At 50.4% G+C, this 26,361-nt stretch carries 24 protein-coding genes and 1 tRNA gene; 11 read left to right on the forward strand and 14 right to left on the reverse strand.

Translation table 11 applies throughout. The features are described from left to right. Nucleotides 1-306: 306 nt before the first annotated feature. The 5 genes from HHO50_RS17075 to rpmH form a co-directional block, all read right to left on the reverse strand. Nucleotides 307-831 (reverse strand): DUF2480 family protein, encoded by a 525-nt coding sequence (locus HHO50_RS17075; protein ID WP_181307748.1) that lies wholly within the window; start codon nucleotides 829-831, stop codon nucleotides 307-309. A gap of 2 nt (nucleotides 832-833) precedes the next feature. Next, entirely contained in the window at nucleotides 834-1,523 is a 690-nt protein-coding gene (tsaB, locus tag HHO50_RS17080; RefSeq protein ID WP_181307750.1) for a tRNA (adenosine(37)-N6)-threonylcarbamoyltransferase complex dimerization subunit type 1 TsaB, read from the reverse strand. A gap of 102 nt (nucleotides 1,524-1,625) precedes the next feature. After that, the gene (locus tag HHO50_RS17085) at nucleotides 1,626-3,287 is read right to left on the reverse strand and encodes a S41 family peptidase (RefSeq protein ID WP_181307752.1); all 1,662 of its coding nucleotides are present in this window, start codon (nucleotides 3,285-3,287) and stop codon (nucleotides 1,626-1,628) included. 33 nt (nucleotides 3,288-3,320) lie between these two features. Then, the gene (gene rnpA, locus HHO50_RS17090) at nucleotides 3,321-3,731 is read right to left on the reverse strand and encodes a ribonuclease P protein component (protein WP_181307754.1); all 411 of its coding nucleotides are present in this window, start codon (nucleotides 3,729-3,731) and stop codon (nucleotides 3,321-3,323) included. 35 nt (nucleotides 3,732-3,766) lie between these two features. After that, entirely contained in the window at nucleotides 3,767-3,925 is a 159-nt protein-coding gene (gene rpmH / locus HHO50_RS17095; RefSeq protein ID WP_071885432.1) for a 50S ribosomal protein L34, read from the reverse strand. A gap of 397 nt (nucleotides 3,926-4,322) precedes the next feature. On the opposite strand from rpmH, the gene HHO50_RS17100 reads away from it, so the two are divergent. Then, complete coding sequence (locus HHO50_RS17100) at nucleotides 4,323-6,074, forward strand: M61 family metallopeptidase (RefSeq protein ID WP_181307756.1); 1,752 nt, start codon at nucleotides 4,323-4,325, stop codon at nucleotides 6,072-6,074. A gap of 99 nt (nucleotides 6,075-6,173) precedes the next feature. Further along, entirely contained in the window at nucleotides 6,174-7,073 is a 900-nt protein-coding gene (locus HHO50_RS17105; RefSeq protein ID WP_181307758.1) for a serine hydrolase, read from the forward strand. A 119-nt stretch (nucleotides 7,074-7,192) separates the two neighbouring features. Here the strand turns inward: HHO50_RS17105 and HHO50_RS17110 are convergent, their stop codons facing one another. Further along, nucleotides 7,193-7,474, reverse strand: a complete 282-nt coding sequence (locus HHO50_RS17110) for a hypothetical protein (RefSeq protein ID WP_181307760.1) — start codon at nucleotides 7,472-7,474, stop codon at nucleotides 7,193-7,195. Between the two features lie 69 nt (nucleotides 7,475-7,543). After that, nucleotides 7,544-7,858 carry a hypothetical protein gene (locus HHO50_RS17115; RefSeq protein ID WP_181307762.1) on the reverse strand — a complete coding sequence of 105 codons (315 nt, stop codon included), beginning with the start codon at nucleotides 7,856-7,858 and terminating at the stop codon, nucleotides 7,544-7,546. Between the two features lie 161 nt (nucleotides 7,859-8,019). Here HHO50_RS17115 and HHO50_RS17120 point away from each other — a divergent pair, with 161 nt between their 5' ends. After that, nucleotides 8,020-8,406: a hypothetical protein gene (locus tag HHO50_RS17120; RefSeq protein ID WP_181307764.1), complete on the forward strand. Its 387-nt coding sequence runs from the start codon at nucleotides 8,020-8,022 to the stop codon at nucleotides 8,404-8,406. Nucleotides 8,407-8,630: 224 nt separating this feature from the next. Here HHO50_RS17120 and HHO50_RS17125 read toward each other — a convergent pair whose 3' ends face one another. From HHO50_RS17125 to HHO50_RS17140, 4 genes are all read right to left on the reverse strand, one after another. Further along, the gene (locus tag HHO50_RS17125) at nucleotides 8,631-9,554 is read right to left on the reverse strand and encodes a PfkB family carbohydrate kinase (RefSeq protein ID WP_181307766.1); all 924 of its coding nucleotides are present in this window, start codon (nucleotides 9,552-9,554) and stop codon (nucleotides 8,631-8,633) included. Nucleotides 9,555-9,764: 210 nt separating this feature from the next. Further along, a tRNA-His gene (locus HHO50_RS17130) sits at nucleotides 9,765-9,838 on the reverse strand. Between the two features lie 80 nt (nucleotides 9,839-9,918). After that, nucleotides 9,919-11,256: a dihydroorotase gene (locus HHO50_RS17135; protein WP_181307768.1), complete on the reverse strand. Its 1,338-nt coding sequence runs from the start codon at nucleotides 11,254-11,256 to the stop codon at nucleotides 9,919-9,921. Nucleotides 11,257-11,303: 47 nt separating this feature from the next. Further along, a complete protein-coding gene (locus HHO50_RS17140) occupies nucleotides 11,304-12,440 on the reverse strand; it encodes a hypothetical protein (protein WP_181307770.1) in 1,137 nt (378 codons plus the stop codon). 218 nt (nucleotides 12,441-12,658) lie between these two features. On the opposite strand from HHO50_RS17140, the gene HHO50_RS17145 reads away from it, so the two are divergent. Next, entirely contained in the window at nucleotides 12,659-14,098 is a 1,440-nt protein-coding gene (locus HHO50_RS17145) for a DEAD/DEAH box helicase (protein ID WP_181307772.1), read from the forward strand. A gap of 133 nt (nucleotides 14,099-14,231) precedes the next feature. Here the strand turns inward: HHO50_RS17145 and HHO50_RS17150 are convergent, their stop codons facing one another. The 3 genes from HHO50_RS17150 to HHO50_RS17160 all read right to left on the reverse strand — a co-directional run bounded on the left by HHO50_RS17150 (nucleotide 14,232) and on the right by HHO50_RS17160 (nucleotide 16,421). Next, a complete protein-coding gene (locus HHO50_RS17150) occupies nucleotides 14,232-14,690 on the reverse strand; it encodes a hypothetical protein (RefSeq protein ID WP_219921572.1) in 459 nt (152 codons plus the stop codon). Nucleotides 14,691-14,838: 148 nt separating this feature from the next. Next, nucleotides 14,839-15,504, reverse strand: a complete 666-nt coding sequence (gene upp, locus HHO50_RS17155) for a uracil phosphoribosyltransferase (RefSeq protein WP_181307774.1) — start codon at nucleotides 15,502-15,504, stop codon at nucleotides 14,839-14,841. After that, a complete protein-coding gene (locus HHO50_RS17160) occupies nucleotides 15,459-16,421 on the reverse strand; it encodes a GNAT family N-acetyltransferase (RefSeq protein WP_181307776.1) in 963 nt (320 codons plus the stop codon). Before HHO50_RS17160 ends, upp begins: the two co-directional genes overlap by 46 nt. Nucleotides 16,422-16,987: 566 nt before the next feature. On the opposite strand from HHO50_RS17160, the gene HHO50_RS17165 reads away from it, so the two are divergent. The 7 genes from HHO50_RS17165 to HHO50_RS17195 all read left to right on the forward strand — a co-directional run bounded on the left by HHO50_RS17165 (nucleotide 16,988) and on the right by HHO50_RS17195 (nucleotide 26,168). Further along, nucleotides 16,988-18,682, forward strand: coding sequence for a hypothetical protein (locus tag HHO50_RS17165; RefSeq protein ID WP_181307777.1), 1,695 nt, complete (start codon nucleotides 16,988-16,990; stop codon nucleotides 18,680-18,682). Nucleotides 18,683-18,972: 290 nt separating this feature from the next. Then, nucleotides 18,973-20,805: an ABC transporter ATP-binding protein gene (locus tag HHO50_RS17170; protein ID WP_181307780.1), complete on the forward strand. Its 1,833-nt coding sequence runs from the start codon at nucleotides 18,973-18,975 to the stop codon at nucleotides 20,803-20,805. Between the two features lie 398 nt (nucleotides 20,806-21,203). Continuing rightward, the gene (locus tag HHO50_RS17175; RefSeq protein ID WP_181307782.1) at nucleotides 21,204-21,713 is read left to right on the forward strand and encodes a hypothetical protein; all 510 of its coding nucleotides are present in this window, start codon (nucleotides 21,204-21,206) and stop codon (nucleotides 21,711-21,713) included. A 3-nt stretch (nucleotides 21,714-21,716) separates the two neighbouring features. After that, complete coding sequence (gene lpcA / locus HHO50_RS17180; protein ID WP_181307784.1) at nucleotides 21,717-22,301, forward strand: D-sedoheptulose 7-phosphate isomerase; 585 nt, start codon at nucleotides 21,717-21,719, stop codon at nucleotides 22,299-22,301. 276 nt (nucleotides 22,302-22,577) lie between these two features. After that, nucleotides 22,578-24,116 (forward strand): YifB family Mg chelatase-like AAA ATPase, encoded by a 1,539-nt coding sequence (locus tag HHO50_RS17185; protein WP_181307786.1) that lies wholly within the window; start codon nucleotides 22,578-22,580, stop codon nucleotides 24,114-24,116. 319 nt (nucleotides 24,117-24,435) lie between these two features. Then, the gene (locus tag HHO50_RS17190) at nucleotides 24,436-25,050 is read left to right on the forward strand and encodes a porin family protein (RefSeq protein ID WP_181307788.1); all 615 of its coding nucleotides are present in this window, start codon (nucleotides 24,436-24,438) and stop codon (nucleotides 25,048-25,050) included. A gap of 416 nt (nucleotides 25,051-25,466) precedes the next feature. Then, nucleotides 25,467-26,168 (forward strand): porin family protein, encoded by a 702-nt coding sequence (locus tag HHO50_RS17195; protein WP_181307790.1) that lies wholly within the window; start codon nucleotides 25,467-25,469, stop codon nucleotides 26,166-26,168. Nucleotides 26,169-26,361: the final 193 nt, after the last annotated feature.

Below are 26,361 nucleotides of genomic sequence, written 5' to 3' on the forward strand. Positions count from 1 at the left end.
ACCTCGTCTTTGGTAGCCCCCGACCGGAGCCTCAGACGTAACCAATCTCAGGCACTCGGAAGTTCCTTCTTGCGGAGATTTTTCTCTTTGCTTCGTTTTAGCGCCATTTTCTGGAAACAAAGCTGAAATCATCCTTAGATTGAGTAAACCATACTAAAAGAGACAAGATGATGCCACCTTGTCTCTTTTATCTTCATCATTACACGTATGCTGCCTTGGGCCTGCTTTTCTAAAAACAGTTCATTTTCCGCAATCGCATCTTGGCTGTAATTTAAGAATGCAGCCAGTTAAGCTAAAGCCATAGGGTTAGACTGTGGCAACTTTGTCTTTCGGCTTTTTATAGATAGGAACCGTGGAGCATGGCTCGCCATACATGATACTGCTTACTACTGGTAGCAACTTCTGCATGATCTCTACATAGGCGTAGGTTGGCACGGGTATTTGCCCACAACCTTTAATCACCACTTTGGCATCTTGGTATTCCTCGGCATTGATTTCAGCTATGGCATCTTGCAACAAGGCCTGCTCCAATGCATCCAAATCACCAAACACGTAGCGATTCACGAATGGCTGTAGCTTGCTTGCTAGCAACATATAGGCCCAGGTAGGCACAATGGCATCTGTTGAGCAAATAATGGCTACGTTCTTTCCGGTGTATTGTGACCAGTCATGGTCTTTGACAAAGGCTCGGAAATCTTTCTCGCGTAGCATCAGCCCGTGGAACAGATTATCTTTTATATCATAGACTACCCGTTCACCGGAGTGCAAGTACTCTTCTAAGTTCAGTGTAATGAGGCCGCTGTTGGCTACCCGGTTTACAAACTCTTCCATCTTTACTTCCCTGAGGGTTTGGTGATATATACTTCTTTTAAATAGAAGGGCTCATAATAAGCCACATCTTCAAATTCTCCTGCTTGCAGCTTTGGCCATGCTAATACGCCAATGGCTTTGGCTGTAGGATTAACATTGTTTAGGTAAAAAGCGTTCGGGTGAGGAACCAGAAGTTCCTGGGCTTTGGTGGCACCGCTCCCGAAGAAGATTATGGGCTGTTTTTCCAATTCCAGGGCAAAACTGGAAGCTTCCAAAATCATCGGCTCCACGGGTCTTTGTTCCCCCAGGTCATGCGTCAGGAGGCACGTGTACACTTCTGAGCGGCGGGCATCTAACATGGGGCAGAACAAGTAACGTTCTGGAGCAGGCGTAACAGCAATAACTTGTTGTGCCATGGAGGCAAGCGTACTTACCGAAATCAAAGGTTTGTCCAGAGAGAAACACAAACCTTTGGCTGTTCCCGAACCAATGCGAAGACCTGTATAGGATCCGGGACCTCCTGAAACCGCCACGGCATCTAACTGCTCCAACTTCACGCCCGCATATTCCAGCACTTGCCGTACCATCACGGTGATGTGGGAGGAATGGGATTTCTCCATCTGCAGTTCTGCATAAGAAAGCAGCTGTTGGTCTTGGTGCAAGGCCACTGAACAGACCGAGGAGGAAGTTTCTAAAGATAAAATATACGCCATGAACAAAACTAAGCGGTAATGCTGCTGCAAATCTACGCTATTCTAAAAGATAAGGGCAACCGTGTTCCGGTTGCCCTTATTATACTATAGACTAAGTAACCTTTACTTCTTGGTACTGGTGGTAAGTAAGCTTTGGTAGCGCGATGGGTTATTCAATACCTCTACCGCCGCCACAATATTCTTGTCATCATTGAAAGTGGCTTCTACCAAGCCTTTTTGCAGATAATAACGGGAAACGATTTCCTGCTCCAGCAGTTCCGTGATTTCGGCTTTGAACCTTAACAAATCGTTTCCTTTGTTAGCGGCCACTTTCTTCTTAATCTGCTCTATGTCGGCTTTTACCTCGTCATAATGCTTGTCTTCCTTCGCTTTCTTAATCATGGTATCCAAGGCTTTCTCCACGTCGGTGGAGTAGGAAACGTCTTTTCCGTTCAGGAACGTCATGAATTTCTGGTACTCTGCGTCAGACAACCGGAAATCTTTGGCCGATGCGATGGTGGGGTTGGCTGCCCTAAACCGGGTGGCGTAATCAAAGATGTAGTTCTTCACCATCAGTTTGCGGATGATGTCTGGCACGGGCTGGTCTTTCACTTCCACGTCTGGGCTAATGCCACCGCCGTCATACACCACACGGCCATTGGCTGTTTTGAACGCCACGCGCAAAGAATCTGGCGTTTTGTGCAACGTACCGTCTGCGTCTCTATGGGCGTAATCAATGGCCTGAATGCACCGGCCGCTCGGGATATAGTATTTGGCAGTAGTTACTTTCAACTGGGAATTATAGGAAAGCGGACGCGTCATTTGCACCAGGCCTTTCCCGAAGGTTCTTTCACCCACCAGCACGGCCCGGTCATAGTCCTGTAAAGCACCGGCTACAATCTCGGCCGCTGAGGCGCTGTTATTGCTGGTCAGGACTACCAAAGGCATCTGCACATCCAACGGCTCGTCTAAGGCCTTGTACATTTTATTCCAGTCAGAGACTTTGCTTTTGGTGCTCACAATGTCTTTCCCGCGGGCCAGAAACAGGTTAGAGATGTTCACCGACTCATTCAGCAAACCACCGGGATTGTCCCGCAAGTCCAGAATCACTTTCTTAGCCCCTTGCTCTTTCAACTTGGTTACGGCATTGCGCACCTCGCGGCCCGCGTCAACGGTAAACCCAGAGAGTTGCAGATAGCCAATCTCAGGCGTGACCATGCCATAATAAGGAACATTGTTGATTTGGATGTTGGCGCGGGCAACGTCCACCACCATGGGCTTCTCGGCCCCAAACCGCTTGATTTCCAGTTTTACAATGGTACCAGCCTGCCCTTTGAGTAGTTTGCTGACCTCGTTGTCTGATTTCTTGGCAAGGTCTACCCCGTCAATCTTCAGGATTTCATCGCCAATGATTAAGCCAGCCTTCTGAGCCGGAGAGCCTTCATGCGGCAAAGAGATAATGGTACGGCCTTCGCGTTTCCCCACCAAAGCGCCAATCCCCCCGTACTGACCAGTGGTCATGGTACGGAAGTCTTCAATGTCGTCTTCGGGAATGTAGTTGGTGTAGGGGTCTAGTGACTTGAGCATGGCGTCAATGCCGGTGCGCACTAGTTTGGAGGGAGCCACATCGTCTACGTAGTAGGTGTTTACCTCTTTGAAGAGCGTGGCAAAGATGTCCAGGTTTTTGGCGATATCGAAATAGCGCTCAGAGCCATCGTTCGTGAACGAGAAAAGGCCCCACGCGGTGCCCGCCACCAATAGGCCGGCAAAAGTTTTCTTCAACATATCAGCAGCGGTGAAAAACGGGAAAAGGGAAGACTATTTAGTTAGCAAACGCTCTAGCCCTGAATTTAGTTTTTTGCTGATATAATTGAAAGGACTTTTTTCTTTCCCAATGTAAAGAATACCAACGTACCACGTGCCGCCGTCTGGATTGGGTTGGAAAAACGTGGGTTTGTGCAACCGGTACGCTTCGCGCATCTGCCGTTTGATACGGTTGCGGTCTACCGCTTTTTTGAAGTTCCGCTTAGAAACTGATACCATCACCTGAACGGGGAGTTCAGACGGGCCGGGCACGTGCAGCGCCACAAACCGGAGTGGATAGGAATTAAAAGAAGAACCTTCACGGAAAAGCTGTTCAATCAGCTTTTTGCTCCGTAAACGTTCTTCTTTCGGAAATCTATAAGAAATCGAATGCTCTTCTGCAGAATGTTCAGTGAAGGAACCCATTCGCGAGGCGCCTTGCAGCGAGCTACTCAGAAAAATTAGGCTTTGTGTCTTCTTTCGTCAGAAACGGTCAGTTTATGACGGCCTTTAGCTCTTCTGCTAGCTAATACTCTTCTACCATTGGCAGTTTCCATTCTTGAGCGGAAACCATGCTTATTTCTTCTTTTGCGTTGCGAAGGTTGGAATGTTCTTTTCATCTTACACTAAACATTATATTAAGGGCTGCAAAATTAGGAAATCAATTCTGATAAATCAACCCCCAGCCCACATTTTAATTTGATTAGTTGCACGTTACCGCACTCGGCTGAAAGCCTTGCTGCACCATAAGGCCCAAAAGTAAGCGTTTTAAGGCTCTTTTTTGAAAATCAGCCACAATACACCACAGGTACTTAAGACATCCTGAACCAGAGAAATTCACGGTCTTAGTAGCTCAGCTATTTTACCCCGCCAAACTACCGGCCTCGCGTAAAAATTCCATTCACCGTTAAACAGCCAACTGCGTTACACCAATTTTGGCCTGCTTTCCTGAAAAGAGCCTCAAAACGCTTTACCTTCGCTTTTCTGAATTTATCCTCATCCCAACTAAGACATACCGTGCCCCACTACCATCTATCCTTCCAGAATCCGCTCACTGGTTTTCTGCAAGTCCGGACTTCAATCGAAAACATCACTACGCCAGAACTGTACCTGCAACTGCCCGCCTGGCGGCCGGGGCGGTATGAGTTGCAGAACTTCGCGCAGAAGGTGCAGGGTTTTGAGGTAGTGGCCGCAGACGGTTCTCCCCTGCCCTGCCGGAAAGAAACCAAAGACCGTTGGCGCGTGGCAACCCAGGGAAACCAAACTTTGGAGGTGCGCTACAACTTCTACGCCCGCCAAATGGACGCGGGCGGCTCCTGGCTGGCCGAGGATTTTCTGTACGTGAATCCCGTGAACTGCCTGCTAACCGCCCAAGGCTACGAACAGGAACCCTGCACGCTGGCATTGGATCTACCGGAAAACTGGCAAATTGCCTGCGGTCTCCCGGAACCGAAGCGGCACACGCTGCATGCCCGTAACTTTGACCACTTGGTAGACTCGCCGTTCATTGCCAGCGCCACGTTGCAGCACGAGGTGTATGAAGAGCAGGGCATTCCGTTCCACGTGTGGTTTCAGGGCGATGGCGCGCCCGACTGGAAGCAGATTCTGCCGCATTTTAGGGCGTTCACCCAAGAACAGCTGGCTTTGTTCGGGAGCTTTCCGGTGCAGGACTACCATTTTTTGAACATCATCTTGCCGTACACGCATTACCACGGCGTAGAGCACCTGAACTCCACGGTAATCACGTTGGGCCCTTCGGAGCGGTTGATGGAGCCTGCTCTCTATAAAGAGTTGCTGGGCGTGAGCTGCCATGAGCTGTTTCACACGTGGAACATCAAGCAAATTAGGCCGAAGGAGATGCTGCCCTATGATTTCACCCAAGAGAATTACTTTAGAACCGGCTACGTGGCCGAAGGCGTGACCACGTATTATGGCGATTATCTGCTGGCCCGCAGCGGCGTGTTTACCGCAGACCAGTACTTCCAGGAACTGAACACCGTGCTCAGGCGCCACACCGTAGACCAGGGAGAGGCCAATCTTTCCGTCGCAGATTCTTCCTTTGACACCTGGCTGGACGGCTACAAACCCGGCATCCCAGACCGCAAAGTGAGCATTTACCACAAAGGCTGCCTTGCGGCGCTCGTTTTAGACCTGGAAATCAGAAAAGCCACCCAAAACGCCCGTTCCCTGGACAACGTGATGCGCCGCATGTGGGAAGAGTTCGGAAAGACTGGCATTGGCTACGCAGAGGCAGATTACCAGCGGCTGGCCCAGGAAGTGGCGGGAATTTCGCTGGAGACGTATTTCCGGGAAATGATTTTTGGGACGGTCGCTTTTGAGAAGTGGCTGGCGCCGGCGTTGGAATACGTGGGCTGTACGCTGGAAAAAGAACCGGCCGTGCTGCCGCATGAAAGCCTGTACGGGTTCCGGCTGAACGCCGCCTTGCCTACGGCTTCGGTGATTGGGTACGTGGCGCCCAACTCTCCGGCCGCCGCCGTGCTTTCCGTAGACGATGAACTGGTGGCCGTGAACGGCCGAAAACTGGAGAACGCCAATCTGGCCAACCTGCTCAAAGGCCAGACCCAGGCAGAAATCACCTTGTTTCGGCAAAAGACCCTAAAAACGGTGCAGCTGAAAGCCGATGGCCCGGTGTACCTTCCGCAGTACTGCGTGCAAAAGAACCCGAAGGCCAATGCCGCGCAACAGGAGAACTTCAGACTATGGCTGAAACAGGATTTCAACGTACCGGTGAAAACAAGTGGGGGATAGACGCTTTTCGGCCTACTTTCTGAAAAATGGGCTGAAAACGCATTCGTTCTTTTTTGAAGTTGGTGGCTCTTCTTTATCTTGACGCAAAACACAAAAACCATGCGCATTCATCTCCCTTCCCTGGCCTTGGCCTTACCGCTCTTGCTGCTAAGTTGTACCGTTACCAAACAGAAAAAGAACATGGCCCAACTTAAACAGGAGGTTCTGGCCGAACTTGGGAAACAGAAAGGCACCTTCGCGGTGGCCTTCAAAGACCTGCAAACCGGAGAAGAACTGTTATTGAATGAGCATGAAAGCTTCCATGCGGCCAGCACCATGAAGACGCCCGTGCTCATTGAAGCCTACAAGCAAGCCGCCCTAGGCAAATTCGCCATCAGTGATTCTATTCTGGTGAAGAATGAGTTCAAGAGCATTGTAGACGGCAGCCCGTTCTCCATTGGCCCCGAAGATGACAGCGAAAAAGAATTATATACCCAATTAGGGCAGAAACGGCCTTTGTCTGAGTTGCTGTACAAGATGATCATCCAGAGCAGCAACCTGGCCACCAACATAGTCATAGAGAAACTAGACGCGAAAAAGGTCACCCAAACCATGCGAGACCTAGGCGCGAAAGACATGCAGGTGCTGCGCGGGGTGGAAGACACCAAGGCTTACCAGCAAGGAATGAACAACACCACCACCGCCTATGACCTGATGGTGCTTTTCCAGAAAATGGCCGAGGGGAAAACCGTAAGCCCGGCGGCTTCGCAGGCAATGATCAAAGTGCTGCTGGATCAGAAATTCAAAGATGTGATTCCGGCCAAGTTGCCCAAAGAGGTAAAAGTAGCCCACAAAACCGGCTGGATCACCGGCGTTCGGCACGACTCCGGCATCGTGTTCCTGCCCAGTGGCCAGAAGTATGTGCTGGTCTTACTGTCTAAAGGTTTGAAAGATGACAAAGCCGCCACTGCGGCCATGGCCAACGTCTCAGAAATGATTTACCGGCACGTGACAAGGTAGTCTTGCGTTCTGAGTTTAGATAAGGCTCATTGTAGAGATCTTTCAGGTGGATATAAAAAGCGGAGGCTGCTCTTGTAAGAGCAGCCTCCGCTTTTTATTATTGATGAGCGAAATAAATCTTATTTCCCGCGGTCAACCTGGTTGTCGCTGGGGTTACTGCGCGGGCGGTCGCCGCCATCGCCGTAGGAGTTATTGACGCCTTCGCGGTTGTTGTTGCCGGTTCTGGAAACGGCCCGCTCATCCTGAATGGTGGTGCCCCCGCTCTTGGAGCTCATGTAGCTACTTTCTGGGGTCTGAGGCGTTTGGTCATCTGGGGTCAGGTGGTTTTTGTCTGTGTTGTCAATGAAACCGCCTTTTTCGTTATCCTTTTCTCCGCTGTGATTCTTGTTATTGCTGCTCATAAAAATCCTCCTTTTGGGTTAAGTTGATACCTTGTATACGGGCACCTGCGGCAAAAGTATATTCCTTTCTCAACTAAAAGCCAGCACCAATATCACCAGCAGCGTGGGCAGGGAGAGATAGAACCAGAAGAGAACGTGCTTGCGGTAACTTCGGGGCACTTGCGAACTGGCCAGCAGCAGCGCGCCCACCAAAACGGCCATATAGACCAGAATAAAGTACATCACCTTGTTCCAGTTGCGCACAATGGAGCCGCCCTGCTCCTCCACTTCGGGGGCCGTGGGAATAAGCCAGGTCACCAGACTGTAATACACCGCCACCTCTAGCGCCAGGAACACCACTGCCCCTATGAACATGGCCAGTGCCGTTTCATTTTTCTTCTGCATTGTTCTTTAAGTAGAAACCAACTTAGGAAAATCTTGGCAGAACTTTCTGATTTCTCAACTGTTTTTGCCTCCCTTTCACTAAAACTCCCCTAAAACACGTTACGAAAACGGAGCAGGCGGCACGCTACCTGAAAGAGGGTGTATAGCGGCCTTGATGAAGAATGAGGACGAACCAAGTAGACATTAATTTACGGGCCATATTGACCACCTTTGAGGGTTTCCTGAAGTCCCCTGAATTTAAGCAGATTGCCGAGGATAGCCTTGCCTTGGTGCAGAAAACCGGCTATTCCAAGATTCTAGCAGACACCAGCCGGATAAAAATAATCCAGCGGGAAAGCCAGCAATGGATCAATGAAGAATGGTTTCCCAGAGCCGTCAAAGCAGGCGTCACCCACATGGCCTTCCTGATCCCGCAAGATTACTTCGGGAAAGTGAGCGTGGAATCTACAAACAAGCCCATGGCCCAGCGCGGCGACATTGACATTCAGTACTTCACTAACGAAAAATCGGCCCGAAGGTGGTTGGGAGTAAATAGCAAGCACCCATGAAAGTGTTCTAAGAGCTTGTTTAAATTTGAGGTTTGCCAGCGAAAATGATCAGAGAAAAAGGCGAACGCAGGTCCTTTTTATGGTCGTTTGCAGCGCAAAGATGAAATTTAAACATGCTTTAAGCATAAAGGCACGGGGCTATTGATTTGCATCAATAGCCCCGTGCCTTTATATGGATAAGTCTTGTTTTAGGGCAGATTTCAGGAAAACAGCCTTAAAATGGATTATCCGCGCTGCGGTTGAAAATTCACCAGTTTCACAAACTCCAGAACACGGCTCACTACCTCATCAGGCTGCAAATCTACCAGGCGCTCCGTCCCAAACTGCTCTACGCAGAATGACGCCATGGCTGATCCGTGGATCACGGCGCGTTTCATGTTCTCAAAGCTGATGTCATCCGTAGAAGCCAAATACCCAATAAAGCCACCGGCAAACGTGTCACCGGCCCCGGTTGGGTCAAATACTTCTTCTAGCGGTAAAGCAGGCGCAAAGAACACTTCTTCTCCGTGGAACAACAACGCCCCGTGCTCGCCTTTTTTGATGATGAGGTATTTGGGGCCCATGCCCATGATCTTTTTGGCGGCTTTTACCAAAGAGTATTCACCGCTTAACTGGCGGGCTTCCTCGTCATTGATGCTGAGTACGTCTACCATGCCAATGGTCTGGATTAGTTCCTCCAGCGCAATGTCCATCCAGAAGTTCATGGTGTCCATCACAATCAGCTTGGGCCGCTGGTGCAGGCGCTCAATTACCTGACGCTGCACCTGCGGGGCCAGGTTGCCCAGCATGAGGTATTGGCAGTTTTGGTAGCTTTCTGGGATAATCGGGTCAAAATCGCCCAGCACGTTCAGTTCCGTTACCAGCGTCTCGCGGCTGTTCATGTCATTGAAGTACCGGCCCGACCAGAAGAAGGACTTCTCATTTTCCTTGATTTGCAAGCCCTCTACGTTGATGCCTTTGCTCTCCAGCATGGCAATGTCTGACTTCAGGAAATCGCCACCCACCACAGACACCAGGTTCACCGGCTGCACAAAGTTGGCCGCCGACAAGGATATGAAGGTTCCGGCGCCGCCGATGATTTTTTCCCGTTTCCCGAACGGCGTTTCCAGCGCATCAAACGCCACCGACCCAATTACTAATAGACTCATGTGTTTTTCTTTATGCGTTACCCGTATCAAGTAGCAGGTATCACGTAGCAAGATAATTTTTGTTAGCTCTTTTGGAGTTATGCTCCGGCAAATGTATCAATTCTACGGAAGTACCTCTTCTCAGGACATTGGTCTTGCTACATGATACGCACTACCTGGTACTCCAAAGCCCGAAAACAAAAAAGCCCCTGATTTCTCAGGAGCTTTTTGGGTGATCGATGGGGTTCGAACCCACGACTTCCAGAATCACAATCTGGTGCTCTAACCAGCTGAACTACGACCACCGTGTAATTTGAGACAAAAGTAGCAGGGATTATGATTGAACGCAAGTATTAGCCTGCATTTTTCTATAAAATTTTCTGCTTTACCGGCTAAACAGCACGCGCTCACCCCGTTTACTTTCATCAAATTTCCCGTGCTGGTACGCCAAATGCCCAGACACAATAGTATGCGTCACCACGCCCGGCAAGGTCTGCCCTTCCAGCGGCGACCAACCGCATTTGTAGTGGATGTTGTCTTTGGCTACCGTTTGGTTCTGGTTCAAGTCTACCAGCATTAAATCGGCCCAGTAGCCTTCCCTGATGAACCCGCGCTTTTCTACCTGGAAACAGATGGCCGGTGCGTGGCACATTTTCTCTACCACCCGCTCCAGGGAAATCTTGCCTTGTTGATAGAACGCCAGCATCACTTGTAACGAGTGCTGCACCAGCGGCAAGCCAGACGGTGCTCCTTTGTATGTACCCGCCTGCTTTTCTTCCCAGGTATGCGGTGCGTGATCCGTCGCGATGATGTCCAGTCTATTATCCAGCAACCCCTGGAACAGCGCCTCTTTGTGCCGTGCCGCTTTAATAGCCGGATTGCATTTGATTTGGGCGCCCAGCGTCTCATACTGCGCGGCGTCAAACCAAAGATGATGCACACAGACTTCGGCGGTGATGCGTTTCTGCGCCAGCGGCACATCATTCGTGAACAAGGCTAATTCCTCGGCGGTGCTGATGTGCAGGATGTGCAGGCGCGTGTTGTGCTTTTTGGCCAGTTCTACCGCCATGCTGGAGGATGTATAACAAGCCTCTACGCTCCTGATTTCGGGGTGGGCACGCATGGGAATATTCTCACCGTACTGTTCCGTAACCCGCTGCATGTTGGCTCTAATGGTGGCCTCGTCTTCGCAGTGCGTGGCAATGAGCATGGGACTCTGTTTGTAAATGGCTTCCAGCGTTTCGGGATTGTCTACCAGCATATTGCCTGTGCTGGAGCCCATGAACAGTTTAATGCCGCACACGCTGCGGGTATCGGTCTTCAGAATTTCCTCCAGGTTGTCATTGGTACCGCCCATGAAGAACGAGTAATTGGCCAGGGATTTCTGCGCCGCGGTGTCATACTTCTGCTGAAGCAATTGCTGGGTGGTAGCGTTGGGCACGGTGTTGGGCATTTCCATGAATGTAGTCACACCGCCGGCCACGGCCGCTCTGGGCTCGCTGTACAAATCGCCTTTGTGGGTAAGGCCGGGATCCCGGAAGTGGACTTGGTCGTCAATGATGCCGGGCAGCAGGTACTGGCTTTTGGCATCAATAACTGTATCGGCAAGGGCGTTGAGGTTCTGCCCGATGGTGTGGAGGTAGCCGTCTTTCACCAGTACATCGGCGGTTTGGATCTGGCCTTCGTTTACCAGTTGCGCGTTCTTGATCAGGATGCTGTTCATGGTGCTAAGATAAACAGAACTATTTATCATCTTATTTCATGACCAGACTAATAACCACCCATTGTTCGCATATCATCTATATCACCACCAAAATCATCCCAATCTCCATACTGACCATCTGTTAGTGCATCGAATGCATCTCTATCCGAAGTATCTTCTTCTCTATAATTACGCGAATCCCATTCATCCCCGCACCTACTAAGTTTACCCAAGTCATCAGGTTTTATATTAGGGTACAACTTTTCAAGCTCTTTAGACTCTAATTTTTGCAATGGCAATTTTAATATTTCATCAGGATTAATTGCTTCTGAAATATTAAAATATTCCGCATCTTCAAAATGATTTAAAGAGAATTTACAATCAAATTTCTGGTTAAATTCAACTAGAATATCTTCGTCAACATCTTCTGATGTAGCATGACTTATGTAAACAGTAAAGTTCTTCTTGGAATAAAGTTCTTGACCTACTTTTACTAAAAAGTGCTTCAATAAAGCATCTGCGTTAAGGCCTAGTATTAAACAAACATTGGTTAATTTAGAGACATATCTTCCAGGTTTAAGCTCATCATCTTCTAAATATATTGGCGACTTTAAACAATGCTTTAGTGATAGAAGATTTAATGCATAAGTTAACTCTTTAATATAAGGTAAATAAACACTTAAAACAATCAAAGAGTCGCTATAATATTCATCTAAACCTTTTTCCTCTAAGATTTTAGATGTAAATTTTAGTATTTTCAGCTTTGTACCATTCTCTTTACAATCTACCGCTACATTTCGATAATAAAGGCCATCAACTCTATTAGGTTTTTGGCCTTCCCAATAAGCTTCTTCACTTGTTTCAGTTATGACTACACTCCCCTTAAATGTTTTACCAACATAAAAGCTAGTTTGAGTCGCCTTAACGGGAAATCCGCAAGACTCAGGCTCATACTTATAACCTCTTGCTTCAGAAACAGTTTTTTCCAACTCATCTTCTAGATTGGAAACAGTGACAATATGCCACTCTGGATTCCTAGAAGGCTTAATATCTGTAACAATAACCATTTTTAAACTTTTAATCTTAATGTGGTAACGCGACAAACTCGCTGAAGTCGGGGCTGAACATCTTTTCTGAATTGAATGTATTGCTGCCTTAGTACTTCCAAGGCCGCAAGTCGCTCTTGGGGAGTTTTCTGTTTCCAATACTGGAAATCTGACTCCTGCTCCCGAAGCTTTCCTACTTTAACCACTTTTTCCGTACGGCGGCATTTTATTGCATTTAAAGATACGGGGTAATTACTGAAAAGATGAAAAGGTACTTGAACACCTTCTGTTTTCTGCCTCTTTTCCCAAAAACGGCCCAATAACGTATTATGAGAGTGAACGGTAGACACAAGTCTCAATTCCGTACCTTTGCACCAATGATAGAAGAAGAAAACGAAAATCTTGCCCCGGAGCAGGACGAGAACATAGCCCCAGAGGCAACCGAAGAAACCCCTACAGAGGAAGAGCCGCAACCCAGCTTTGGGGATTTCAAGCTGAACAAGCAGTTATTGAACGCCATTGCCGAACTGGGTTTCCAGAAGCCTACGCCAGTACAACTCCAGACCATTCCCTTGGCCATGGCCGGGCATGACGTGATGGGCATCGCGCAGACGGGTACGGGCAAAACGGCCGCCTACGTGTTGCCGTTGCTCATGAAGGTGAAGTACGCCCAAGGCAAACACCCGCGGGCGCTTATCTTAGCCCCAACCCGCGAGTTGGTGATGCAGATTGAAGAAAACATTCAGAAGTTCAGCGCTTACTTAGATTTGCGCACGGTAGGCATTTACGGCGGCGTGGGCCCAAAAACCCAGATTGAGCGCATTCAGGCGGGTATTGACATTCTGGTGGCCACGCCCGGCCGACTCATGGACATTTACCGCAAAGGCGAACTGCACCTGAAAGAGCTAAAGACGTTGGTGCTGGACGAGGCCGACAAGATGATGGACATGGGCTTCATGCCCCAGATTAGGCAGATTTTGGAAATTATCCCCCGGAAACGGCAGAACCTGCTGTTTTCGGCCACCATGCACGAGCGGGTGCACATGCTTTCTGAAGAATTCTTGGAGTTCCCCATGGTGGTGGAAGTCACGCCGCAAGCCACGCCCGTGGAAACCGTTAGCCAGAAGCTGTTCCAGGTACCTAACCTCCGCACCAAGATCGCCCTTCTGGATTACCTGTTTAAAGACCGGGAGACGTTCAACCGCGTCATGATCTTCACCCGCTCCAAAACCAACGCCGACAACGTGAGTTCTTTCCTGGATCGCAAAGGCGAAGGCGGCGTGCGCGTGGTGCACGGCAACAAAGGCCAGAACACCCGCACCAACGCAGTGGAAGCCTTCAGAGCGGGCGAAGTACGGTATTTAGTGGCTACTGATGTGGCAGCCCGCGGCATTGACATCCAGGACGTGAGCCACGTAATCAATTTCGACGTGCCTATTATCTATGAGGACTATGTGCACCGCATAGGCCGCACAGGCCGGGCCGAACAGAAAGGCGCCTCCATTATTTTCGCCAACGAGGCCGAGATGCACCACATTGAGCGCATTGAGAAGCTGATTAAAATGAAGATTCCGGAGGCTCCTTTGCCCGAGGAAGTGAAGGTGTACGAAACTCCGTTTGAAGAACAGCAGCTCATCAATAGAGACCTGGACAACTACAAACGCCAGCAAGACCCTGATTTCAAAGGAGCCTTCCACGAGAAGAAAGCGAAGCCTCAGTACGAGAACAAAGGCAAAGGCGAGAAAGTGAGAGACTTGAAGAAAGCCGGTTGGAAGAAAACCAAAGCCGGTGGCGGCAGCAAGCGCAAGAGCCGGTAGGCTTAGTGATTAGTTTTTAGTTGTCAGTGATTAGTTGGCGGGCCTTTTAGCCTTACTTTTCTAAAAACACCCTTAAAACAGAAGAGCCGCTTAGTTTTCTAAGCGGCTCTTCTGTTTTATAAACAATCAACAATTATCTAAGAAACTGCAGAAAAGGCACGTGACTTAATTTGAAGAGGGTAAGCGTTACCGCGAACCCCCAGAAAACGGCGCTCCAAAGCATGTGCAGCACAATTCGGCTTTTAGATACGCCCAGGACAATGGCCAGAACGGTACCAACAATGGGCGTAAACAGAATAGGAGTCAGGAAAGCGATGCCAGACATGCCAAAACGTTTCCAGACAGACACAATGCGGCGGTTCTTCTTGCTGAACATAGGTTTGTTTTTGGCCCGTTGCCGCTCTACATACCGGTCATGCACCGCAGAGCCAATCAAGGAGAAAAGCAGCACGCTGGTCATCATACCCGCAATGGTGAGGCCTACGGTTGCCCAGAAAGACAAGCCCATGGTTAAACCGGCCAAAGGCCCGCCAAAGAACTTGACCGCACTCAGCAAATAGACAGAAATATATTTCAGAACTGCCGCAATCATACAGCCGTCACCTCAAAAATTTTATCCAACAACATACCTAAACTCATGTACAAGTCCTTTATACCAAACATCTTAAAGACCTCAGCCTGCAAAGATACCTAATAATAACGCACCTTACCTATAGGCTACTAGGCCAAAAGAAAGTATCTTATTGTACTTTCTCATTCTTTTCCCCAAAGGCCAAATCTCCGGCATCGCCCAAGCCCGGCACAATGTAAGACTGCTCGTTCAAGTGCTCATCCAGCGCGCCCAACCAAAGCTCGGCCTCAGGAATCTGCTCCTGCAGGTGGGCTACTCCTTCGGGGCTGGCAATAATGGCCGCAATGATAATCCGTTTGGGGGTTCCAAACCGAAGCATGTCTTTATAGGTGAGCACCAATGATTTTCCGGTGGCCAGCATGGGGTCTACCAGAACCAGGATCTTATCTTCCAGGTGCGGTGTGGCCATATAGTCTAAATGGACAGACAGTTTACGCGCCCCTTCTACCCTATAAGCGCCTACAAAAGCACTGGTAGAATGGTCAAAATAATTGAGAAAGCCCTGGTGGAACGGCAAACCCGCCCGTAGCACGGTAGCCAAGATGGGGAACTCCTGCAACAACGTTTGCTGCGTCTGCGCCAAAGGGGTTTGAATGGTCTGCTCAGCGTAAGGTAGCGTTTCTGAGATTTTGTAGGCCATTACCTCGCCCAGACGCTCCAGATTCCGCCGGAACCGCAAACTGTCTTTCTGCACCGTCACGTCACGTAACTCAGAAATGAAATGATTGGCTAACGAAGGTGTTTGGCTAAGAATGTGAAGACGGTTGGCGGCCATTGCAGGGTGGTGGGTTTAGGTTTACTGCTTAAAGATACGTACATGACCGGCTGCGCACCAAAACCGGCGTAAAAATTCGCCACGCCGGGCACTTCACTGCCTTCAAAGTCAAACGTTTTGCCAGAACCGCCCTCCTGCTGCATGAGCTGGTCTAACAAAAAAGCCATGGCGTTGCGCGTTCTCCCTTCCGCCGCGCTGGCCCCAAACAAAAAAGTAATTCTGTGCGCAGTGCGGAGAATGAACGCCGCCGCGAGCAACTTATTTTGATTTCTCACCTCCCACACTTCCCCCACTCCTTCCTTTTGGGCCTGCCTATAAAGCTTCTCTAATTTCTGGTAATGCCGAGGTCGCAAATAGGGCAGTTCTTTCCCTTTGGTACTTTGGAACAACCCCAAAAGCGGACTGATGGTGGTGGCAGACACTAAAACAAGTTGCGTCGTTTCAGCCTTTTTTAGATTTCTGCGGTGGTTGGTGGTGTAGTGTTGCCGTAGCACCGCGTACTCAGCAGCCAAAGACAATTCGTAATTCGGCCGTAGCCGAAAAACCCAGGGCTCCGGCAATTCCAAGGAAGCACCTTTGGGTAAAGCCATCTGGTACTGCACCTGCGTGTAAAGCTCCGGTAAGAAAGCGAGGTACTCCTCTACTGCTTTATGCCGACTGGCTGGCGTGGTCACCAGCCCCAGTTGCTGCGTGAACAAAGGCTGGTACACTTTTTTACTTCCCAGCAATTTCTTCACCGGCAACGGAAATAAGGAAACGTATTCGTCGTCCTGCACTTCTACCAACGCTTCCCATTGCCCGCCGCAGACCACATCCAGATACCAGGCTTGCAGGTAGACCAAAGGCTCCGGCGCGCTCAGCAGGCAAGCCGCCCAACGGGCGAAGTTGATTTCATGGTGTCGCAATACCTGTATCATGGTCTTGGCAAGATACAGTTTTCCGAATTCTGTCTTGATGGCTACTTCCCGGTCGTCTCCCTTTGAAGCTCATCTTGTAGGGAAAAAAGGAAGTCCTTTCCTTGGCTTGTCCCTTGCTGTTCGGGAGTCCTACTCCCGAACCTGCCTGCTGCGGAGTTCTACTCCGCCCGAAACCAGGGGCAGGTGTTGCAAAAGAAGGGGAGTAGAACTCCCGGCAGTACGCTTCCAGAGTGGAACACCAGAAGAGCGGGTTGATTCACGTTTGCTAATCAGGTATTCCCGAGATTCTTTTTATTGGTGTTCCATAATAATTGGTATTGCATCTTCAACCCGCCTTCTCCTCCTCCTCCCCCCTTTGAAGGGGATGACCGGGAATGCTTGCGTTGAGAGCAGTCAGCGGTCATAAGTCCCCACCACCGCTGTTTTTGCCCTACTTTTTCAAAAGCAGGCAAAAAACAACTCAGGACTCAGAACCCAAGACTCAGAACTCCCCTAAGGCAACCTGTTGGCCTTGGGAAGAGTACACGGTCAAAATTCCGCTATCTTCGCGTTATCAATCCCTTCTTATGAGAAAAACATACCGTCTGCTGTTGGGTCTATTTTTTCTGGCGGGTTCAGCAACGGCGCAGGATGCCACCGTGCCGCTGAACCCAGATGTGTACCGCGTCATTGACCGTTACCATATCAAGCACAACACCGAAGACCTGCATACGTCTTTCCGGCCGTACGGCCGCGCGCGGGTTGCTAGGCTGGCCGAGGAAGCCCGCCAACATACCGCCTCCGGCTCCCCCACTGACGAGTACAACATCAATTACCTGCTCAACGACAACTGGAACTACACCCGTGACTCCCGCAACAATGCGACGCAACGGTCTTTAGGCCCGTTTTTCAAAAACAAGACCGATCTCTACCACTATGAAAGCGAAGACTTCACCCTGCGCGTGAACCCGGTCATAGGGCTGCAGGCGGGCAAAGACACAGAGACCGACGGTTTGCGCTACATTAACACCCGCGGGCTACAGGTGGAAGGCACCATTGACAAAAAACTGGGTTTTTACACTTTTCTAGCTGATAACCAGGCAAAACTGCCGGGGTACGTGAACGAGCGGGTGTCGCGGGACAACATTGTGCCGCATGAAGCTTATTGGAAAACCTTCGGGAATGGGGGCGGTTATGACTTTTTCTCGGCCAGAGGTTACATCAACTACGCGGCTACCAAGCACATCAGCGTGATGCTGGGCCATGACAGAAACTTCATAGGCAACGGGTACCGCTCCATGATTCTGTCTGATTACTCGGCCCCGTACTTCTTCCTGAAACTACAGACGCAAATCTGGAAACTACAGTACACCAACCTGTACGCCGAACTCACCCAAAACTTTCAGCAGGCCGACCAACTCTACGACAAGAAGTACATGACGCTGCACCACCTCAGCGTGAACATTTTGCCTAACCTGAACGTGGGCGTGTTTGAATCGGTCATCTTCGGGCGGGACAGGGGCCGTTTTGAGTTGCAGTACCTGAATCCGGTAATTTTCTACCGAAGTGTGGAGCAAGGCCTGGGCTCTGAAGACAACGCCCTGCTGGGGATGGATTTCAAGTGGAATATCTACAACCGCGTGCAGCTCTACGGGCAAGCCGTACTGGATGAATTCCTGATTAGTGAACTGCGGGCCGGCAACGGTTGGTGGGGAAACAAATTCGGCCTGCAAGGCGGAGCCAAGTACATGGATGCCTTCGGGGTTTCTAACCTTGATTTACAGGGAGAACTGAATGTGGCCCGCCCCTACACGTACCAGCACGAAGACCAGTCCAAGAACTACCAGCACTATTTGCAGCCGCTGGCGCACCCCATGGGCGCGAACTTTGCCGAGGCCGTCGCCATTGTGCGGTACCAGCCTTTGCCTAAGCTAACCCTTACCGCCAAAGCCATTGCCACCCGTTACGGCCAAGACCCGTTCCCTACCGTTGACCCGCTAGACCCAGAAGGCGGCCTCATGGAATACAACTACGGCGGCAATGTCTTGAAGCCCTACACCACCCGCCCCGGCGACTACGGCTTTGAGATTGGAAGCGGCGTCACCACAGACCAGTTCTACGGCGAAGCCACCGCCTCTTTCCAGTTGATGTACAACATGTTCCTGGACGTGACCCAGGTAGTGCGCCGCGCCAACGCGAATGACAGCCGTTTTGACCGAAACACCTCCTTTTCGGCGGTGTCTTTCCGGTGGAACATTCCGCAGCGTACGCACGCGTTTTAGAGACTCCTCCCTCGCTCGCCTCCCTCGCTCGCCTCCCTCGCTCGCCTCCGGCGAGTGTGACTTACTTGCAGCCTCTGGCTGCGTGAGAGATAGGCAGACTTTACCCGACCACAGGCAGCTCACACTCGCCAGAGGCGAGCGAGGATAAACTCATTCACAGGGGCAACCACCAGGGGTTGCCCCTCCAATAAAGGAGGGCGGTTTTAGGCCTATTTTCCAGAAAACAGGCCTAAAACCGCGCCTTCACACCACATGCGGTTTCATTCCTGCAAAGCCGTACCTTTGCAGGAATGAAAACTTATTTCCGCATTTTAAATTTTGCGCGGCCGTTTAGCCAGTTCGTTCCGTGGTACGCCTTCGCCACTCTATTGGCGACCATCTTTGGGGTACTCAACTTCGGGTTACTGGCTCCTTTGCTGAAAGTACTGTTTGGGCAGGCCGAAAGCATGGCTGACATACCGGCGGTGGTGCCGGCGTTTGAATTCAACATTGCCTGGTTCACCAAGTTCTTCTACTACCACGTGGGGCAAATCATCCAGGCCGAAGGCAGCATTGGGGCCTTGCGCTTTATCTGTATCCTGCTGGTGATCTCGGTACTGCTGGCCAACGTGTTCCGTTACATCGGCCTCCGGATTGAAGGCGTGATACGGGCCAGAGTAGTGAAGAACCTGAGAATGCAGGTATTTGAACGCCTTACCCAACTGCAACTAGGCTTTTTCTCCAACCAACGCAAAGGCAACATCATGTCTACGCTCACCAATGACGTGCAGGAAGTAGAAAACTCGGTGGTGAGTACCTTAAACGTGCTGTTTCGCGAGCCTTTTCTGCTGATTGGCTATTTTGTGGTGCTTTTCTACATCTCGCCGCAGCTCACGTTTTTCAGTTTGCTTGTGCTGCCGCTCTCAGGCTTGGTTATTTCCACCATCTCCAAAAAGCTGAAGCGCCAGTCTACCCAGGGGCAAGACGCGCTGGGTTCCATCTTAGGCATTATTGACGAAACGTTGGGTGGTTTGCGCGTGATCAAAGGCTTCAATGCGCAGCCTTATGTCCTGAACAAGTTCAGGGAAAGCAACAGCCTGTACGCCCGCATCATCACGTCCATGAACAACAAACGCAGCCTGGCCTCGCCTTTCTCTGAGTTCATGGGCGTTTCGGCCGTGGCCGGAATTCTGTTCTACGGTGGCTCTCTGGTGTTGCGCGGCGAGTCTGATCTGGGCGGCGAGGATTTGATTGCGTACTTGGCCTTGTTTTCGCAGGTACTGGTGCCGGTAAAAGCCATCTCCAACGCCTTCAGCAACATCCAGCGCGGCCTGGTCTCCGGGGAACGGGTGCTTGCCTTGATAGACACCGAGCCGCTGATCCGGGATCGGCCAGATTCCAAAGCCCTGCCCGAGTTCACCGATGCCATTGAGTTCAGGAACGTGGGCTTCCAGTACGCCAATGATCCCATTCTGCAAGACATCAACCTGCGGATTCCCAAAGGCAAAACCATTGCGCTGGTAGGCCCCTCGGGCGGCGGGAAGTCTACCTTAGCAGATTTGCTTCCGCGGTTCTATGACCCCACCCAAGGCACCATCACCATTGACGGCCAGGATCTGCGGGATTGCTCCCTGTTTTCGGTGCGGGAGCAGATGGGCATTGTCACGCAGGAATCTATCCTGTTCAATGACACCATTTTCAACAACATCGCCTTCAACAAAACCGATGCCACCGAGGCGGAAGTCATGGCCGCGGCCAAAATCGCCAATGCCCACGAGTTCATCCTGCAGTCGCCGGACGGCTACCAGACCTTGATTGGTGACCGGGGCGGCAAACTATCGGGTGGGCAGCGGCAGCGCCTGAGCATTGCCCGCGCCATCCTCAAAAACCCGTCCATCCTGATCATGGATGAGGCCACCTCGGCCTTGGACACGGAGTCTGAGAAGCTGGTGCAGGAAGCGTTGGCCAACCTAATGAAGAACCGCACCTCCATTGTCATCGCCCACCGCCTCAGTACCATCCAGCACGCAGATGAGATCATTGTGCTGCAAAGCGGCCGTATAGTAGAGCGCGGGAACCATGCCCAGTTGGTACAGCAAGGCGGCCTGTACTTCAAACTCACGCAAATGCAGCACACCGTCTAAGAACAGTTGATTCTCTACCTCCCAGAGGCCGTTTTACGCCTGTTTTGACAAAAGCAGGCGTAAAACGGCTTCCTTGTTTTAAATCTGCTGTGCGTAGAGTTAGCGCCAGCGCTCTACGCACCTTAGGACAGCCAATCTCCTGATGGGCGTAACGGAAAAGTTATTGGCACAGACGCTCGCAGGCCTTTGGAGCAAACGACAAAGCGGCGGCAGACAAAACTCCCCTTCTAGTTTAGGAGGGGTGCCCGAAGGGCGGGGTGGTGAAACCTGATTTGAGGCTGTTTTCTGGAAAACAGACCTGAAACGCGGCACTTTCCTTCTCTACCACAGCTATTTCGCGGCGTTTGCGTACAGCCTATAATATTCATTATTCTTAATGTTTAGTAACCCGTACGTCTATGGAGTCTGTGAAGAAGTTCTTAAATATTCTGGTGATGGTGTATCTGCTCATCGCCTTTCTGTTCCTGTTGCGCATTCTAAGTGTGTCTAAGTTTGTGGCCTTGTTTGACTTAGCCCATGACGCGGCGTTTTACAACCGGCTGCTCTGGGTAGGGGCGGTTTTGCTTCTGGCCGAACTCTTGGTAGAAAACATGTATATTGCCACCCTGAAACGAAGCCTGGAACGCGAGCGTAGGCAAGTCTCCCAACTGAAGTCGCAGTACTATGACCAGCAAATGGCCTTTAAGACGCAGCGCTATGACCAGCAGATGAAAACTCCGGCCGCGCCGCCTGTCCCTGATCCGGTACCGGCCAACCCGGCCACAGTTCCGCCTTCGTCCAGCCATTACACGGGATCAGCCAAGGCCCCGGAGCAAGGCCCCATCATCACGCCTGCCCCCATGCCGCCCACGTTGCCCCCCCAGGAAAACCCCAACCTGCCGCCGACAGACCATCGGCCTTTTGCATAATACATGACTACCTCTCCTTCGGCCCTCATTCTGCAGGAACTGCAACAAGCCCAACAAGTGCTTGCCAATTTTATGGCCCAGCCCGCCACCCTCTCTTCCATTGAAGCAGCGGCACAACTCATGGCCACCAGCCTGAAAAACGGAGGCAAGATCCTTTCCTGCGGCAACGGCGGCTCTATGTGCGATGCCATGCACTTCGCAGAGGAACTCACCGGCCGCTACCGCGATGACCGGGCCCCTATGGCGGCTATCTCCATCTCAGATCCCAGCCACATGAGCTGTGTCATCAATGATTACGGCTATGACCACGTGTTCTCCCGCTACGTGCAGGCGCTCATCAAACCCGGCGATGTGTTGCTAGGCATCAGCACCAGCGGCAACTCGGCCAACGTGCTCAGAGCCGCCGAGGCCGCTAAAGCGGGGGGGGCACACGTAGTTACGCTTACCGGCAAAGACGGCGGCCAACTGGCTCCGCTGAGCGATGTGGAAATAAGGGTGCCGCACTTCGGCTACGCCGATAGGATTCAGGAAATCCACATTAAGGTTATCCATATCTTGATTCTGTTGCTGGAAAAGCAGATGGCCTGATTCTTCCTTTCAAAGAAGAAGCTAACCTGAACTGTTTAGAGCTTGCTGGGATTTCACCTTCGCTAGCGAAAACGACTAGAGAAAGGTTCTGCGGAAGCGTTTTTTGAGTTTCATAGCAGCGCTATGGGACAAAAAAAAGGTGAACGCAGGTTCTTTTTAGGGTCGTTTGCAGCGCAAAGATGAAATCCCAGCAAGCTCTTACAGCCAAGGAATTTATTTACGTCAAGCTCTGTTGGCTCACTCAAGATAAGTTCAACTACGTATCTGAATAATTCTATGCTTGTAAAGACCTTCGGGAGCGCGGTACAGGGCGTGAATGCCTTTACCATCACCATTGAAGTAAATGTTTCGCCGGGTACTAAGTATTTTATGGTGGGCCTGCCAGACAATGCCATCAAAGAAAGTGAGCAACGGATTGAGTCGGCGCTGAAACACCACGGCTACCGCATGCCGCGCCAGAAAGTAGTCATCAACATGGCCCCGGCCAACGTCCGGAAAGAAGGCTCGGCCTATGATTTACCCATTGCTTTAGGAATTCTAGCCGCCTCAGACCAACTCCTCACCAGTGAACTGGAAAATTACCTGATCATGGGCGAACTGGCGCTAGACGGCGAGGTGCGACCCGTTAAAGGAGTGCTGCCCATTGCTATTCAGGCCCGCAAAGAAGGTTTTAAAGGATTCATCCTTCCCAAACAAAATGCCCAGGAGGCCGCTATTGTCAACAACCTGGAGGTGATTGGTGTGTCTAACCTGAAAGAGGCCATTAACTTTCTGAGCGGCAACCTTTCCATTGAGCCCTTGAAGGTAGACACCCGCGATCTGTTTCAGGTAACCGTGCACCAATACGCCGCTGACTTTGCCGATGTGCAAGGCCAGGAAAATATTAAGCGGGCGCTGGAGATTGCCGCGGCCGGGGGCCACAACGTGATCATGATCGGGCCACCGGGGGCTGGTAAAACCATGCTGGCCAAACGCCTGCCCTCCATCTTGCCCCCGCTCACGTTGCATGAAGCCCTGGAGACCACCAAGATCCACTCGGTAGCCGGAAAATTAGGTGCCCACGGTTCTTTGATGGCTCAGCGTCCGTTCAGGGCGCCGCACCACACCATCTCAGATGTGGCTTTGGTGGGCGGCGGCGGCAATCCGCAGCCGGGCGAGATTTCTTTGTCGCACAACGGCGTGCTTTTTCTGGATGAGTTGCCTGAGTTCAAGCGCACCGTGCTGGAGGTAATGCGCCAGCCCTTGGAAGAACGGCGGGTGACTATTTCCCGCGCCCGCCTCACCATTGATTTTCCGGCCAATTTTATGTTGGTGGCCAGCATGAACCCGTGCCCCTGCGGCTTTTACAACGACCCCAATAAGGATTGCGTCTGCGGCCCGGGCGTGGTGCAGCGTTACTTAAACAAGGTGAGCGGCCCCTTGCTAGACCGTATTGACCTGCACGTAGAAGTAACGCCCGTTTCTTTTGACCAGATGACCGAGACCCGCAAGTCTGAAACCAGTGCTGATATACGGGAACGGGTGGAACGGGCGCGCCAATGGCAGGCCAAACGGTTTGAAGCCTTCCCAGACATTCACTCTAACGCCATGATGCCGCCACAAATGGTAAAAGACCTTTGCCGCATCAACGAAGCAGGCCGTTTGCTACTGAAAAAAGCCATGGAAAAGCTGGGACTCTCGGCGCGGGCGTATGACCGCATCTTAAAAGTCAGCCGCACCATCGCTGATTTATCGGGCTCAGATGACATCAAGATAGAACACTTGGCCGAGGCCATTCAGTACCGCAGCCTGGATCGCGAAGGTTGGGCCGGGTAATTTTACTGGTTTCCACTTCATTCTTGCTTACTGTGCCCCTGCCTTTACTTTTCCCTGGATGGAAAAAGTAAAGGCAGGATTTTTTCTCAGCATTTCAGCTTTGTGCTTAGGGGTTTAGGCGGCAACGGATGTCTTGCAGTTAGTGAAAGTCCGTACTTTATGGAAGTGCCCTTTCAGGTGCTTTAGTAGGCTTTCTTAGCAGGTTAAACCAGGAACATTTACCTAGTTATAAGTATATACTTAAGCCCCAATTATCCTTAACTAGCAGTCACTTAGAGAAATACCAGTTAAATTATGTAAAACCTCAAAGATCCCAATCATGAAAAAAATTTTACTAGTTGTTGCCGCATTATTTATCACCTACTTTTCCCAAGCCCAAGGCATTAAGCTAGGGTTGAAAGCGGGAGGAAACTACAGCAACGTTACGGGTGATGAAACAGAAGACCTTGAGTCTTTGTTCGGACTTCATGCTGGTGTCATCTTAGACTATGGTATTTCTGAGATGGTCTCCATTCGTCCAGAATTACTTTATTCTATGAAAGGGGCAAAACTAGAAATTAGTGATGCTGACGACGCTATTATAAAAAGCAGGTTTCATTATTTAGATGTTCCAATTCTCGCCCACATCAATGCTGGGGGCCTTTTCTTTGAGCTTGGGCCCACTGTCGGTTTCAAATTATCTTCTTCTACCACTATAGAAGTTGATGGTGAAGAGATAGATGAAGAAGAGTTTGGCATAAGCGATGGAGATGATGGGATGAAGAATTTTGAGATTGGGTACGCGGCAGGCTTAGGGTACCAACTTCCAATGGGAGTTGGCATTGGTTTACGGTACCAAGGCGGGATATCCAGCATAAATGAGAATGACGATGATCCTAAACAACGCAACTCCGTTTTCCAACTATCATTAAGCTATATGTTTGGAGGCAGATAACTCAATTACATAAAAAAGGCCTGCTAGCAGGCCTTTTTTATGCCTTTTCGTGTAGTACCAACTAGTATTTACCTACTTCCCTTGGTTTCCTGGCGCAAACGTCCGCTTGCGCCAGAATTCATGTAGCCAGTAATAAAGCTTTATGTGATTGGGGATAAGTAGCCGCTTAGGGTTCACCGTCTAGGAGAACGGATGAGTAAGTTAATTTCCTGTTTAAAGCCCACTTTCCCTAAAACTGCCCCAAACAACCCTACTTCGGCCGCAGTGCCTACTAATTTCTCAACAAGGGCATAGGGGTAAACGGCAACACATGTGTCTGGAAAAGAACAGCAGCGGTATTAGGCATCTTTAGCTAGCCTCTTCCATGCAGCTTTCAGCCTGTGAAACAATTTAACCTATACTTATCTTTCTTAACCATGAAAAAATTAGTAGTACTGGTAGCAGCAGTGTTCACATCTTACTTCGCGCAAGCACAAACGGGCATCTCCCTCGGCCTGAAAGCCGGGGTCAATTACAGCACCATTATGGCAGACGATGATGAGGGAATCAAGTACAAGCCAGACTTTCACGTTGGGGGCTTCGCCGAGTATTCCATCTCAGACATGGTTTCCATTAAACCAGAACTGCTGTATTCCAGAAAAGGAGCCAAATACAGCTTTAGTGCTTCTGATCAATTCATAGACGGGAATGGCGAAACACAAACCATTACCGGCGAGGTAGACGCCAAAATGACCTTCCAGTACCTGGAATTACCTGTCTTAGCCAAAGTGAAAGCCGGTAACCTGTTTTTTGAGGCCGGGCCCACCTTCGGGTACCTGTTAAAATCAACGGCAGACATAAAATCCAGCTTCTCTGGGGGTGGAATGGATTTCTCCTACGATGGCTCTGATGACGGAACCGACGACATGAAGCGTTTTGAATTTGGCTACGCTGCCGGTATTGGCTACGAACTACCCAGCGGCTTGGGCTTAACCCTTAGATACAACGGGGGGTTAAGTGATTTAAACAAAGAAACCGAGGAAGACCCCGAAGAAGAGGAATTGGCTGGTGTACCTTCAGGTAAAATAAAAAACTCTGTCTTTCAATGCTCGTTGAGCTATAGATTTGCCGGAAGGTAATCATCTTGCTTAACCGCCCAAAAGAAGGTCTCTTAGGGGCCTTCTTTTGGGCGGTTTTAATTCTGGCACATTTCTGTGAGTCGTTAATTTTTCCAACATTTACCTCTTCGCAAAAAGTCTAACGCTATCAGCAAACCATCAAAAATCATAATTTATTTAGAGCCTGAAAATCAATATATTATCATTAAAAACC

It is taken from the genome of Rufibacter sp. XAAS-G3-1, from assembly GCF_013623775.1.
In the GTDB taxonomy this organism is placed as follows: Bacteria; Bacteroidota; Bacteroidia; order Cytophagales; family Hymenobacteraceae; genus Nibribacter.

Bases quoted from the DNA above. Each gene is read 5' to 3' on its own strand.
- HHO50_RS17075 (WP_181307748.1), bottom strand. From the start codon at position 831: ATGGAAGAGTTTGTAAACCGGGTAGCCAACAGCGGCCTCATTACACTG.
- tsaB (WP_181307750.1), bottom strand. From the start codon at position 1,523: ATGGCGTATATTTTATCTTTAGAAACTTCCTCCTCGGTCTGTTCAGTG.
- HHO50_RS17085 (WP_181307752.1), bottom strand. From the start codon at position 3,287: ATGTTGAAGAAAACTTTTGCCGGCCTATTGGTGGCGGGCACCGCGTGG.
- rnpA (WP_181307754.1), bottom strand. From the start codon at position 3,731: ATGGGTTCCTTCACTGAACATTCTGCAGAAGAGCATTCGATTTCTTAT.
- rpmH (WP_071885432.1), bottom strand. From the start codon at position 3,925: ATGAAAAGAACATTCCAACCTTCGCAACGCAAAAGAAGAAATAAGCAT.
- HHO50_RS17105 (WP_181307758.1), top strand. From the start codon at position 6,174: ATGCGCATTCATCTCCCTTCCCTGGCCTTGGCCTTACCGCTCTTGCTG.
- HHO50_RS17110 (WP_181307760.1), bottom strand. From the start codon at position 7,474: ATGAGCAGCAATAACAAGAATCACAGCGGAGAAAAGGATAACGAAAAA.
- HHO50_RS17115 (WP_181307762.1), bottom strand. From the start codon at position 7,858: ATGCAGAAGAAAAATGAAACGGCACTGGCCATGTTCATAGGGGCAGTG.
- HHO50_RS17120 (WP_181307764.1), top strand. From the start codon at position 8,020: ATGAGGACGAACCAAGTAGACATTAATTTACGGGCCATATTGACCACC.
- HHO50_RS17125 (WP_181307766.1), bottom strand. From the start codon at position 9,554: ATGAGTCTATTAGTAATTGGGTCGGTGGCGTTTGATGCGCTGGAAACG.
- HHO50_RS17135 (WP_181307768.1), bottom strand. From the start codon at position 11,256: ATGAACAGCATCCTGATCAAGAACGCGCAACTGGTAAACGAAGGCCAG.
- HHO50_RS17145 (WP_181307772.1), top strand. From the start codon at position 12,659: ATGATAGAAGAAGAAAACGAAAATCTTGCCCCGGAGCAGGACGAGAAC.
- HHO50_RS17150 (WP_219921572.1), bottom strand. From the start codon at position 14,690: ATGATTGCGGCAGTTCTGAAATATATTTCTGTCTATTTGCTGAGTGCG.
- upp (WP_181307774.1), bottom strand. From the start codon at position 15,504: ATGGCCGCCAACCGTCTTCACATTCTTAGCCAAACACCTTCGTTAGCC.
- HHO50_RS17160 (WP_181307776.1), bottom strand. From the start codon at position 16,421: ATGATACAGGTATTGCGACACCATGAAATCAACTTCGCCCGTTGGGCG.
- HHO50_RS17165 (WP_181307777.1), top strand. From the start codon at position 16,988: ATGAGAAAAACATACCGTCTGCTGTTGGGTCTATTTTTTCTGGCGGGT.
- HHO50_RS17170 (WP_181307780.1), top strand. From the start codon at position 18,973: ATGAAAACTTATTTCCGCATTTTAAATTTTGCGCGGCCGTTTAGCCAG.
- HHO50_RS17175 (WP_181307782.1), top strand. From the start codon at position 21,204: ATGGAGTCTGTGAAGAAGTTCTTAAATATTCTGGTGATGGTGTATCTG.
- lpcA (WP_181307784.1), top strand. From the start codon at position 21,717: ATGACTACCTCTCCTTCGGCCCTCATTCTGCAGGAACTGCAACAAGCC.
- HHO50_RS17185 (WP_181307786.1), top strand. From the start codon at position 22,578: ATGCTTGTAAAGACCTTCGGGAGCGCGGTACAGGGCGTGAATGCCTTT.
- HHO50_RS17190 (WP_181307788.1), top strand. From the start codon at position 24,436: ATGAAAAAAATTTTACTAGTTGTTGCCGCATTATTTATCACCTACTTT.
- HHO50_RS17195 (WP_181307790.1), top strand. From the start codon at position 25,467: ATGAAAAAATTAGTAGTACTGGTAGCAGCAGTGTTCACATCTTACTTC.